At 47.1% G+C, this 11,656-nt stretch carries 13 protein-coding genes; 9 read left to right on the forward strand and 4 right to left on the reverse strand.

Annotation, left to right across the window (positions count from 1 at the left end; genetic code table 11):
- Both ACLR2L_RS14590 and ACLR2L_RS14595 read left to right on the forward strand, forming a co-directional pair.
- Positions 1-377, forward strand: a 377-nt coding sequence (locus ACLR2L_RS14590; protein WP_413369043.1) for a LytR/AlgR family response regulator transcription factor, incomplete at its 5' end; no start/stop codon positions are given.
- Positions 378-582: 205 nt separating this feature from the next.
- Positions 583-2,274: an endo-1,4-beta-xylanase gene (locus ACLR2L_RS14595; RefSeq protein WP_413369045.1), complete on the forward strand. Its 1,692-nt coding sequence runs from the start codon at positions 583-585 to the stop codon at positions 2,272-2,274.
- Between the two features lie 3 nt (positions 2,275-2,277).
- On the opposite strand, the gene ACLR2L_RS14600 is transcribed toward ACLR2L_RS14595, so the two are convergent.
- Positions 2,278-3,285 carry an ATP-dependent 6-phosphofructokinase gene (locus ACLR2L_RS14600; protein ID WP_413369047.1) on the reverse strand — a complete coding sequence of 336 codons (1,008 nt, stop codon included), beginning with the start codon at positions 3,283-3,285 and terminating at the stop codon, positions 2,278-2,280.
- A gap of 161 nt (positions 3,286-3,446) precedes the next feature.
- Here ACLR2L_RS14600 and ACLR2L_RS14605 point away from each other — a divergent pair, with 161 nt between their 5' ends.
- Positions 3,447-4,295: a DUF6279 family lipoprotein gene (locus ACLR2L_RS14605; protein WP_413369049.1), complete on the forward strand. Its 849-nt coding sequence runs from the start codon at positions 3,447-3,449 to the stop codon at positions 4,293-4,295.
- Positions 4,296-5,219: a DMT family transporter gene (locus tag ACLR2L_RS14610; protein ID WP_413369051.1), complete on the forward strand. Its 924-nt coding sequence runs from the start codon at positions 4,296-4,298 to the stop codon at positions 5,217-5,219.
- Here the strand turns inward: ACLR2L_RS14610 and ACLR2L_RS14615 are convergent.
- Together ACLR2L_RS14615 and ACLR2L_RS14620 are read right to left on the reverse strand one after the other, a co-directional pair.
- On the reverse strand, positions 5,216-5,557 hold the full coding sequence (locus ACLR2L_RS14615) for a hypothetical protein (RefSeq protein WP_413369053.1): 342 nt from the start codon (positions 5,555-5,557) through the stop codon (positions 5,216-5,218). The genes ACLR2L_RS14610 and ACLR2L_RS14615 overlap by 4 nt on opposite strands.
- A 40-nt stretch (positions 5,558-5,597) precedes the next feature.
- Positions 5,598-7,271: a response regulator gene (locus ACLR2L_RS14620; RefSeq protein WP_413369055.1), complete on the reverse strand. Its 1,674-nt coding sequence runs from the start codon at positions 7,269-7,271 to the stop codon at positions 5,598-5,600.
- A 94-nt stretch (positions 7,272-7,365) separates the two neighbouring features.
- Here ACLR2L_RS14620 and ACLR2L_RS14625 point away from each other — a divergent pair, with 94 nt between their 5' ends.
- The 5 genes from ACLR2L_RS14625 (at position 7,366) to ACLR2L_RS14645 (ending at position 10,713) form a co-directional block, all read left to right on the forward strand.
- Positions 7,366-7,902, forward strand: a complete 537-nt coding sequence (locus ACLR2L_RS14625) for a VC2046/SO_2500 family protein (protein WP_413369057.1) — start codon at positions 7,366-7,368, stop codon at positions 7,900-7,902.
- 80 nt (positions 7,903-7,982) lie between these two features.
- Positions 7,983-8,687: a Crp/Fnr family transcriptional regulator gene (locus tag ACLR2L_RS14630; RefSeq protein ID WP_413369059.1), complete on the forward strand. Its 705-nt coding sequence runs from the start codon at positions 7,983-7,985 to the stop codon at positions 8,685-8,687.
- A 100-nt stretch (positions 8,688-8,787) separates the two neighbouring features.
- Positions 8,788-9,330, forward strand: a complete 543-nt coding sequence (locus tag ACLR2L_RS14635) for a DUF962 domain-containing protein (RefSeq protein WP_413369061.1) — start codon at positions 8,788-8,790, stop codon at positions 9,328-9,330.
- A gap of 83 nt (positions 9,331-9,413) precedes the next feature.
- Complete coding sequence (locus ACLR2L_RS14640; RefSeq protein WP_140956957.1) at positions 9,414-10,403, forward strand: rhodanese-related sulfurtransferase; 990 nt, start codon at positions 9,414-9,416, stop codon at positions 10,401-10,403.
- Positions 10,404-10,470: 67 nt separating this feature from the next.
- Positions 10,471-10,713, forward strand: coding sequence for an EF-hand domain-containing protein (locus ACLR2L_RS14645; protein WP_140956958.1), 243 nt, complete (start codon positions 10,471-10,473; stop codon positions 10,711-10,713).
- A gap of 179 nt (positions 10,714-10,892) precedes the next feature.
- Here the strand turns inward: ACLR2L_RS14645 and ACLR2L_RS14650 are convergent.
- The coding region (locus tag ACLR2L_RS14650; RefSeq protein ID WP_413369064.1) for a helicase-related protein at positions 10,893-11,656 on the reverse strand (764 nt) is incomplete at its 5' end.

Here is an 11,656-nt window from a genome sequence, read left to right on the forward strand (position 1 = left end):
AAATCCTGCGCAAACTGGCCAGTGGCGAGCCAGTAGAAACCAATCCTTATCCTGATGTACTGGCAATTAAAGACGGCTCAGAAGTGACCAGAGTAAACGTGTCTGATATTCAGTGGATTGATGCTGCTGGCGATTACATGTGTGTACATGCCCTTGATGGTATGCACATTATGCGTAAAACCATGAAAGAACTGGAGCAGGAGTTAAATCCTCAACTGTTTGTTCGGGTGCACCGTTCGGCCATTGCAAACATTCGCTTTGTTAAAAAGCTGGTGAGCCACATCAGCGGCGAATATCACCTGATTCTACATAACGATACGGAACTGAAAGTGAGCCGTAGTCACCGGGATAAAGTAAAAGCCGCGATGAAAATGTAACGAGCATCTTTTACCTGAAAACAGCGCATTTAATGCGCTGTTTTTGTTTCTGAACAATTGATAAGAAGAAAACGATAAACATAACCCTATTGTTAAATATGTGTAAAAAATGAAAATAAAAAGTAATTTTGCGGCCGGTAATCATAATCGAGAGTACAACCTTCAATCGGTAGAGTAGCCATACTTACTATCAGAAGGATACACAATGTCTCGCGCAACACTTGCAATGCTAAGTGGCTTGCTTGCCACTATGCCACCTATGTTGAATGCTCAGGAGCAAACACCTATCGCAGAAGGCGAAGTGAAGTTTCTTGGCAATATTCACGCCCCAACACAACTTGCCGACTTTTTGCAGTACTGGGATCAGGTTACGCCAGAGAATGCGGGTAAGTGGGGGAGTGTAGAGCGCGAGCGGGACGTAATGAACTGGGCCGAACTGGATGCCGCTTATCAATTTGCCAAATCCAATAACTTGCCGTTTAAATTGCATGTGCTGGTGTGGGGTAATCAGCAACCAGCCTGGATTGAGAGTTTATCTGTTGCCGAACAAGAAGCTGAGATCATTGAATGGTTTGAAGCGGTATCGAACCGCTATCCCGAATTAGACATGATTGAAGTGGTTAACGAACCCATTAACGATGCGCCTTTTGGTGCCGGCAATGGCAACTATGCCGAAGCCTTGGGTGGCAGCGGTGACACGGGATGGGACTGGATCATTCGTTCGTTTGAATTAGCCAGAAGCTATTTTCCAAATAGTCAGTTATTGCTCAACGAATATGGTTTACTCAATAGCCCGGAGCGGGCCACCGAATATGCCGGGATCGTAGCGCTACTAAAAGCGCGCAATTTAATTGATGGGGTAGGTATTCAGGCGCATGCGTTTTCAACGACCGGTTCTGCACAGTCGATTGCCTCAAACCTCCAAATCATCGCCGATACGGGTGTACCGGTTTATATTACCGAGCTTGATATTGATGGCCCAACAGACGAACAACAGCTAACTGACTACAAAAAGATATTTCCGGTATTGTGGGAACACGATGCAGTAAAAGGCATTACGCTTTGGGGCTGGCGGCCCGGATTATGGCGGGACGAGCAGGATGCTGAGCTGGTTGACGAAAACGGTAATACCCGACCGGCATTAAACTGGCTGCGCGGTTACGTGGGCAATACTGCGCCTTTTATCAGCTCTGGTCAGGGCTTTTCCGTACTGGAAACAGCAGCATCAGGTACAGTAATTGGCACCTTGCAGGCGAATGATGCCGACGGTAATGACATGTCGTTTTCGCTTTCACCAGCCAATATGCCATTTACTGTATCGTCACTCGGTGACATTACTGTTTCTGCCAATAATGTCATTGATTATGAGTCTGCAAACACTTATACCATTACAGTTACCGGTTACGATGGTTATGCTTACAGTAACGCGGTATCGATAGAAATCACCGTACAGGATGCGGATGAGGCACCCGTATTTTCCAGTACGGCATTTTCGGTTGCTGAGAACATTGCCGCAGGTTCGGTAGTGGCACAGCTTGAGGCAACCGATCCAGAGGGCGCATCGGTAAGTTACTCACTCAGTGGTAGTTCAGATTTGTTTAGCGTGAATAGCGAAACCGGCGCACTTAGCCTGGCAGATGGGAAAACCCTGGATTATGAAACGGCAACCTCGCACAGTGTTAATGTCTCTGCCAGCGACGGTGTGCTTAGCACAACAGAAGTCATTGTTATTAACGTAACTGATATCAATGATACAACACCAACGCCCGCACCCACACCGAATCAGCCTGCTAAGTCATCGGGTGGCGGTAGTGTCGGCTGGAGTCTGTTAGGCCTGATGTTATTGCTGTGTTCCCGACTATTCAATCATCGGGTACGCAGCAACGTTAAGCATTAAGGGTTACGGCCAGTGATGGCGCTCGTTGAGCATGGTTAGCATACAGTGGGTGAGGCTATCTCCCAGTTCTTTCTTGTGTTGCCAGGTATCTTCAAGCGCCACTTCTACCACGTTGCCTCGATCAGTGGCCACCATGATCGCCGTTTTGCCTTGCTCTATGCTTCTAACCGCCTGCACACCCAACGTAGTCGCGAGAATGCGATCCTGGCTAACTGGCGAGCCTCCGCGCTGAACATGGCCTAAAATAACCGGACGAACCTCGCCCTTGGTAAGGGTTTCCAGAGATTCGGCTAATGCATTTATGCCAGAGGGCCATAGGTTTTCGGTGAGTACGATTATATAACTTTCGTGACCATAGCGCTGACGGTGAATGGTAAGCTGATGCTGAATGTCGTTCAGGGTTGTTTGTGGGTCGGTAAACAACTCCGGCAGGATCACGTAGTTCGCGGCTCCGGCAACAGCTGCACTCGCGCCAAGAAAGCCAGCATAACGGCCCATTACTTCCACTAAAAAGATCCGTTCAAACGCATCTGCCGTGTCGCGCACTTTATCAATTGAAGACACCGCGGTATCTATCGCCGTGTAATAGCCAATGGTGGCATCGCACCCGTAAATATCATTGTCGATAGTGCCAGGCAGGCCAATCACCTGACCTTGCCAAAACTTACCTAAATGCACTGCACCGCGAAACGAACCGTCACCGCCAATCACAATCAGTGCATCTATGGCCAGTTCATCCAGGTTGTTGGCAGCCAACTGACCCGACGCGTCTTCCTTGAAGGTTTTACAGCGTGCACTACGCAAAATGGTGCCACCGCGCTGAATAATATTGTGCACTTTTTTACTGTCCAGCTGACGCCAGTTTTGTTCCAACAACCCGTTATAACCATGCTCGTAGCCAATAATAGTGTGACCGGCACCTTCACAGGCTACTACGATAGCCCGGATACAGGCATTCATACCCGGCGCATCGCCACCTGAGGTTAATACTGCTATGCGTTTACTGGTCATTGCGTGTCCTTAACAATTTGATACAAAGCCACCGACTGTTGCCAGGGAATCATTGTTCCGTTTACTGGTCGTATGCGTATAGTATATGACACATTATCGTGTCAGGAATATTGCGCTAAGCCAAGTGTTTAACACTTCGTTGGTAATAACAGGACGTCATTGTGAAGAAATTGATTTTGATTTTGGGCATGGTACTGCTAGCGGGTTGCTCCACTAAATTTACCTATAATAATCTCGACTGGCTTGTACATTGGTATGTAGATGACTACGTTGAATTAAGTGACCAGCAGGAAAAGTTGTTCGATCAGCATTTTGCCAACTGGATGGACTGGCATCGCAACCAGGAGTTGGCGAAATACGTTGAGCATCTTAAAAGGCTGAGATCCGATATCGAAAAAGGTACGTTAACTGCACAGAGTATTGCTGATCATCTGTGGACCAGTCGTCAGCACTGGGAACGTTTGCGTGATCATGTGAGTCCTGAATTGGCAGAATTAGCTAAAAATTTAACCGATGATCAGGTTAAATCCCTGTTCGACGAACTGAACGAAGAAAATGACGACATAGCTGAGCAACTTGCCGAAGCCGAAAGTAAGTCTGAGGCAGAAAATGAAAAAGCACGGATTGCCGATATAGAGGACGGGATCAGCGATTACATTGGCAAACTGTCTGACAAACAACAAGCAATAATTAAACAGCATGCCCCTGATTTCCACGGTACGCGGGCACTGTGGCTACGTTATCGGCGTGATTTTCAGCAAGCGGCCAGAGCGTTAATTGATAAGCGCAATGATATGCCAGATTTTGAGGCACAGTTTATTGCGTTATTAACTCACCCGGATGAATTTCGCAGTACAGATTATCGACAACTCCAACTGCAAAATACGGCGTTGTATGGCCGCATGCTCGAACAGGTGTTTTATACCTTATCAGACAAGCAAAAAAACAAGCTAATCAATAAGATTGACGATATGATTAGCGACTTTGAGTATTTGATGAGAAATGACTAGGTGGAAACAACCTACCGGCCGGTTTTAGGTTTTTCGCTGGCCCTTACCACGGCGGTACTATGGGGTATCCTGCCACTTTTTTTAATGGTGTGCTTGCAGGTAATGGACAGTCCTACTATTACCCTTTACCGCTTTTTTGCGGCAGCGATTGTCGTGGGATTATGGCTTGCATCCAGGGGTGGTCTGCCCAAAGTGTCCCGCTATCCCAAAGCCGTATTGCAACTGGCAATTGGGTCAACTGTAATGCTGGTGATTAACTACGTATTCAACGTAATGGGCTTACAATATCTGAGTCCGGGTAGCGTGCAGGTGCTCATGCAAATTGCGCCTTTTGCCTTAATGATGGGCGGGATCTGGCTTTACCGTGAACAATTCAGTCGTTTGCAAGGGTGGGGCGCAGTATGTTTACTGGTTGGCTTAACCTTATTCTTTAACCAACGTTTGCCGCAAATTCTCGCTTCTGAAAACGAAGACGTACTGGGCATAGTGTTTATTGTGATTGCTGCCATTACGTGGGCTGGTTACGCACTGTGTCAGAAATCCATTATGAAAACCATGACAGCGATGCAACTTACGCTGTTTATTTATGTTTTGGGTGGGGTAATGCTGTTGCCATTCAGCAATTTGGGCAGCATTGCCAATATGAACGCAGTGCAGGGTTGGGCGCTGGCATTTTGTTGCGCCAATACACTGGTTGCGTATGGCGCGTTTACCGAAGCTATGCGGGTGTGGTCTGCATCGCGGGTGAGTGCGGTTATTGCGACGGCACCGGTATTTACGTTTATTTCCATGGCTGTTGCCGATGCCCTGTTTCCTCACACATTCGAACAACCACCACTGAGTCTGATTGCCATTGCTGGCGCCGCCATGGTGATTTGTGGTTCGGTTATGGCGGCACTGGGTCGTTCACGCAAGGCCGTTTAATTGTCTGAAGCAGCGGGTTCCCCAACGGGTTCCTCAACGGGTTTTTCAATAGCTTCTGCAGGCGGTTTGCCAATCGGTTGTTCGCCTTTTTTGCAAATAGTGTCGTAGTCGTCGCGGTAATATCTGAAATTCTGGCATTCGCTTTCGAAGCGTTGGCGGGCCGTTAATGCCATTTGTGGATTTTTTGGATTGCGCATGGCCTTTTCCAGTACCTGGCATTGTTGTTCCTGATCTTTTACTTCCATGATGTCTTCACATAAATTGCTGTGGGAAGCGCATGCGCTTATCAATAACGGGCTAATTGCGGCCAGCGAAAATTGCAACATTTTACGGTGCATGAGGTGTCCTTCTATACGGCAACAAAATGAAGGAACTGAACTATCGGGTGGTTACACCTAATCGAATCAATTCATCCTGTAAATTCTCAAACTTGGTTTGATGCTGTTCACGCATGGGCGCGTTGTTTACTATTTTATAAACCTGTCGGGCTTCTTTTACCAGTATAGGGTCCAGCTTGCCAGACTGTGCAAATAATTTTACCTGGCATTGCAACAGGTTTAGTGCAATACCCGTGTTTACCGGCGATAACCCAAGTGCAGCCGTAAACGCTTCTTTTGCTTCCGCAAATTTCTCTTCCTGATAGAGCTGAATACCTCTGCGGTTGATATGGGTGTATTTATCTTCGCCGTCTTTGGCTTCTTCACTGAAGCGGGCGATGAGTTTCTGAGATCCGCTATCCAGTTCGGTCTTTTCCTTTTTAAGGGTATCCAAAACACGCCTGACTTCTTCAAATTCCCCTAAATTCAACAGCGTTTGAATACTACCGGGTGCCAGCGAGGCAGGGTATTCAGTAAAACGTGATTCGATGCTGATTTGACTGGCCATAATGGTTTTTTTTGCGTCAATAAGCTTACCATCGATCACGTCCACGCGGGCGCTCACAATATCAGTAAAAATATCAATATCGAATGGTTCATCCAAGCGCAGGATCGCATCGTCCTGCCTGCCGCGCTGCACCAATAACAGGGCTTCTTGCTGAAACCGGTGGCGCTGTGTTTTGTTTTCTGCCGCCTCTGCCGCATCCAACAAATAGCCAATGTGATTACACCAATAACTAATGCGCTTGAATATGGTGTTTTTAGACAACTGCCAGGTAGCCAGCGATGACTCAACCAATAATGGGTAATCACCATTTTTTAACGCAATCTGACTAGCCAGTTGCTGCCTGGCCAGCGAGTAAGGTGAATACTTAAGCGCAAGCCGCATATTGTCCATGGCTTCTTCCGGGAAATTAAGGGCGCTTTTGGCCTGGGCGATTATGTCATGGGCATCCGGATCGTAGCGATTCAGCTCCAGCACTTTCGACGCACATTTTATTGCCAGTTGGAATTCGCGCTTTGCCAGATAAGATTTACCAAGGGCAAGTTGCGCCCACTGCGACGGGAGCAGGTCAGTCTCGCTTTGCAGGAGTTTAATAGCACCACTGTAGTTGCGTTGTGCCCAATAGGTTTCAATCCGAAGGTGCACATATTCGCGGTAGTATATCGCGGGTATGCCTGTGTTTTCAGGTAACGTTTCGGGTAGGGTTTCAAGCAGAGTTTGGGCTACTGAATACTGGCTATCTGCCAGGGCATTGTACACGTCATGAAAAAACTGCTTTTTTTGCCACGCTTTGTTAAGGCGGTTTGTTAACTGTGCCTGTGAGAAGGGTTTTAGCAAATAATCATCAGGACTGTGCTCAAGCGAGCCTAAAACCACCGGCCGTGCAGCATCTGCACTAATCAACAAGAACACTGCTGTGGTAGGCAGGAGTTTACGGTGCATCAGTTCCTGATACAGCTCGTAGCCATTTTTCTTGTTGGAGCCTAAATGTAGATCGCATACCACTATATCTACTTTGTGGTTACGACAAAACTTGATGGCCTGGTCGGCTTGTGTAGCCATCATTACGTCTTTGGCGCCCAGATTAGTGAGCAAACCTTTCAGTAATACCAGAAAAGGGCGCTGATCTTCTACAACAAGGATGGATACGTCCTTATATGGTACCCCCACCAGTCGCTCCTGTTATTTTTAACAACACAATAGACTAAAGAATAATGTTTATTTGCCGATTACGCTAGTAAGTCTTTAATACTTAAGAATCATTTTGCAAACACAAGCTGCCAGTCAGAATACAGGACAGGTTTCTGGAAAAGTTCCTGGACAGGGTTCCGAATTAGCTCAGCGCGCGCAGCGTGAGTCTACCTTGAACGTTGCACTGCACCGCAATGCCGACACGTTTAAGTTATACCTGTCGTTATTTGATGGTAGCCGCCCGGCAGTGGTGAGTTGGCAGCAAGATCCTGCCATTATCGATGAGGGTTTCCCCCAGCGTCTGAATCACTATCGACGCCCACCAATAGAAAGCTCAACTGCCTCGCTAAATACCTATTTACGCTGGCAGCAATCGGTAAGCAAAGCGCCTGGCAGCCCGGCAATTCGTTTTTGGCAATCCATGCATCCCGACCCGTTAAGTTTTTCCAATAACGCCAAAAAGCTCCCTTTTGAAGTAACCAGTAACTGTGCGTATACCACTCAGTTGCAATTACAGAAAAGCGAACAGTCTTCGCTTGTGCTGGAAGCTGAAGATAGTCCTACTATGTTGGCTGATACTATTCCGGCATCACAACACCTGTTGATGTAAACCCTTATTAGCTGGTCTGTACATTGTGCGGGCATATTGGCATGATGCGGACAATATGTCGTTTCAACTTACGGTACCCCGTGTCAGCTAACACCTCTGTTATACCAGTTGCTTACCCCGAACTTAGTTGTTCAGACTGGTTTTTATTGTTAACAACAACGCAGCAACGTGCATTACTTCAAGAGTGTAAGCCGGTTTCTCTTATTCAACGCCAATATTTATTTCATCGGGGAGACGCCTTCAACGGATTATTTGTGTTGTTGAGAGGATCGCTGTGGATCAGTGGGCTTGATAGTACCGGTAGAGAAATTGGCTTAACTGTAATCAAACCCGGGGAGTGGTTTGGTGAAATAGCCTTGTTTGACGGCCAGTCGCGAACGCACGATGTGCTGGCCAGCGAACCGTGTCGCTTATTGCGGATCCCAGCCGACAGCCTGTATAACTTGCTTGATAACGATCCCCAATGGTGGCAGTGCTTTGGTCAGTTACTCACTGCCAAGGTAAGGGTGTTGTTTCAAAGTATTGAAGACCGGAGTCAGCCGCGCTCTGATGTGAGGCTTGCCAGAAAACTCTATGAATTGGTTCTGCGGGCGCCTGATAATGACGGGGTAACAACTTTAACCATGGGGCAGGAACAGCTTGGACTGCTGCTTTCGCTGTCTCGTCAGAAAACCAACCAACAGCTAAAACACCTGGAATCATTGGGGATCCTCGATTTGGCATACGGAAAAATAACGGTATTATCCACGGCTAAATTAAAAGACTTTGCACAAGTCAGTAATTAATACCAAATAGATTTTGACCTGGATTGTCAACTTGGTGACAGTTTGCCAGAAATGCCCGTGCTAACGTGTTATTTCATGTACAAACAGGACAGGGCACAACATGTTCAACACCTTAGACCAACAACTCATTCAATACGCAAAGTATCATCGCGATCACAGAAACATCCTTACCCATTTCGCCGGTATTCCGCTCATTGTATTTGCGGTACTGACACTCGCCAGTTTGCCACAGTGGCACATAGTTTTACCGGGTATAGGTGACACTGTTATTACCCCTGCATTTGTTATTTGGGTAATGGCTAACCTTTATTACCTGAAACTCAATGTGTTTTTGGGCTTTGCCATGGTGTTGTTTACGGCGATATTGTTGCTTGGTGGCCAGTATGTAGCCGGATTAAGCACAGTTATGTGGCTAAGCACTGGTATTGGGACGTTTATTTTTGGTTGGGTGCTGCAGTTTATCGGTCACTACTATGAAGGGAAAAAGCCCGCATTTGTAGACGACCTTACCGGTTTGGTGATTGGCCCGTTATTTATCATGGCTGAGTGGTGTTTCGCATTGGGATTCGCTAAGGATTTGCAAAGCAGAATTGATGCCCAGGCAGGCATGGTTAAATACCAATACAAATCAACGCGCACATAACCTTTAAACTTGTAGGGATTTTTGCTATTCTCCGCGCCGCATTTTTGCTCTGGTTTTACGTTCCAATTCGCAAAGGTTAACTCATGAATCATTTTGTTGTATGCGCGCTATACAAATTTGTGGCGCTTGAAGATTATAAAGCTATTCGCCAACCGCTACTGGATGCCATGGAAAGCAATGGCATTAAAGGTACCTTGCTGCTGGCCAGTGAGGGAATTAATGGCACGGTGTCGGGTACTCAGGAAGGTATCGACGCGCTGTTAGCGTGGCTCAATAGCGACGACCGTTTAAATCCCATTTCTTACAAGTTGTCTTACCACGAGAATCAACCGTTCTACCGCACCAAGGTAAAGCTGAAAAAAGAAATCGTTACCATGGGTGTGGAAGGTATCGATCCGCGTAAAACGGTAGGCACTTATGTTAAGCCTAAAGACTGGAACGCACTGATAAGCGACCCGGACGTTTTGCTGATCGATACCCGTAACGATTACGAAATCGAAATTGGTACTTTTGAATACGCGGTAAACCCGAATACCAAAACGTTTCGCGAGTTTCCAGACTATGTAAAAAATAATCTGGATCCGAAAAAGAACAAAAAAGTGGCTATGTTCTGCACAGGCGGAATTCGCTGCGAAAAATCGACCGCCTATCTGAAAGAGCAGGGCTTCGAAGAAGTGTATCACCTTGAAGGTGGTATTTTGCAGTATCTGGAAGATGTACCCAAAGAAGAGACATTGTGGAAAGGCGACTGCTTTGTGTTTGACAACCGCGTAGCGGTAAATCACGATCTGGAAAAGAGCGAATACGATCAGTGTTATGCCTGTCGTTTACCTATTACAGACGATGACAAAACCAGTGATAAATACGAGCAAGGTGTAAGCTGCCCACAGTGTTTTGGTACGCATACTGAGGAACAACTTGCCCGGTTCCGCGAGCGCGAGAAGCAAATTAATCTGGCTCGTGCCCGTAACGAAGAGCACGTGGGCACTGAAGCGCGTGATGTAATGGCAGCGCGTCGTAAAGCGAAGGCCGAAGAGCAGCGTCTGCGGGCATTGCAAGCACAAGATAAGTAGTTAGCGTAGACAATTTGCATGGGGGCGGTTACACTGCCCGGAATGGGAAAAACAGAAGGGAAAGGCAGTGTCTACTGATTTAACACCCGAAAAAATCGCTGAAATTCAAAACGATTTCAGCTTTTTCGATCGTGATGGCAATGGTCAGATTGATCTGAAAGAGTTTATTGAACTACTTACCGTGATTTCGCCTAAAACCAAGGCCAGTCATGTTGAAGAAGGCTTTAAACTGATTGATACCAACGACGACGGCTATATAGACTTTGAAGAGTTTTTGTCGTGGTGGCAGGAATGCTGGTGGGAATATTAGTTTTCACGCTTAGCTTTTGAGTAAACCAAAAAACCGCACTTAGTTGCGGTTTTTTTGTATCTGCTCAATAAAGGCATCGAGTTGCGCGGTGTATTCGCGCTGCGGCGGAACAGGCCGGTATGCATAAAATGAAGCCTAATACCGCAAACATTTTATGCATAATGGTGAGCCTGTTTCCGTTATTCTTCGCTGTCGTCTATATCTGATACGTCTTGACGCGGTATGGCTTTTCGGCGCATTGGCATGTCGCCCACATCTTCACCAGCCATAGTGCGCACGCGCTTGGCGGGTTTGTTTACTTTGGCTTTTGCATCACCGCCTTTGGCTTTTCCAGCGTGATCGCTATTCTGGGACTTTGCCGCTTTGGGCTTTTTACCACTGAATTTCGCAGGTAGATCGGGATGTGGTTGCGGGGCAATGTCGTAGGATAATTGTTCAGTTAGCAATGTATAAGTTTGCCAGTCGCGCTTACCTACAAATGAAATAGCGACCCCCTGATTGCCTGCACGACCAGTGCGGCCAATACGGTGAATATATTCCTCTGGCTGTTTGGGCAAATCATAATTAATCACCAGTCCGACCTTGGATAAGTCGAGTCCGCGTGACGCCACATCGGTGGTTACCAGCACATCAAACTGCCCACGGCTGAAATCGTTCATGGTTATTGAACGCTTGGATTGCGCGTAATCACCACGCAAGGCTCGAAACGACCTGTTTGGAACCTGGGTTGTCATGGCAGTAGCAAGGCGCTCAGCATCGTCACGGGTGGCGGTAAATACGATAGCCTGATTGTAACTAAGTTGCTGTAACTGATGCGCCAGCATGGCATCCTTGTGATCCGGGCCATCAGCAAAATACAGGCTTTGCGAAATATCGGTATGCTGGGCATTGGCAGTGCCAATGGCCACGCGCACCGGTGCTTTTAACAGCTTATCCAGTAAAT

Source organism: Alteromonas sp. AMM-1 (assembly GCF_047290655.1).
Lineage (GTDB): Bacteria > Pseudomonadota > Gammaproteobacteria > Enterobacterales > Alteromonadaceae > Alteromonas > Alteromonas mangrovi.